The organism is Rosenbergiella collisarenosi, assembly GCF_018494085.1.
Lineage (GTDB): Bacteria > Pseudomonadota > Gammaproteobacteria > Enterobacterales > Enterobacteriaceae > Rosenbergiella > Rosenbergiella collisarenosi.
The window spans coordinates 1-388 of record NZ_JABBFP010000034.1 but is presented as its reverse complement, the minus strand read 5'-3'; the positions used below and the strand labels follow the sequence as shown (position 1 = coordinate 388).

The window sequence follows — 388 nt, the reverse complement described above, 5'->3', positions numbered from 1 at the left end:
GGTTACCCGCGGTATCAGTAGCCGTAACGCTTAGCGTTTGACCATTTGTCTGTGCCGGGCTTAAGGTCGCAGTGAATGAACCGTCTGCGGCTACCGTTGCACTACCGAGCGTATTTCCATCGGCATCCTTGATAGCAACCGTTGAGCCTGCTTCGGCTTTACCGGTTACTGTTACACCGTCATGGCTGACAACAACATCAGTTGGTGCGGCAGGTGCGGTCGTATCTGGTGCCGTTGTCGTGGCGACTGAAGACGGGTTACCCGCGGTATCAGTAGCCGTGACACTTAAGGTCTGGCCGTTGGTTTGTGCCGGAGTAAGAGTAACGCTGAAAGCGCCATCACTGCCAACCGTTGTACTGCCGAGCGTAGTGCCGTTGGCATCCTTGAT

Annotated in this window: 1 protein-coding gene; it reads right to left on the bottom strand. The window is 55.4% G+C overall.

Annotated elements, in window-relative coordinates:
- Positions 1-388: Ig-like domain-containing protein (locus HGT70_RS16470; protein WP_214196580.1), on the bottom strand; the 388-nt coding region annotated here is incomplete at both ends.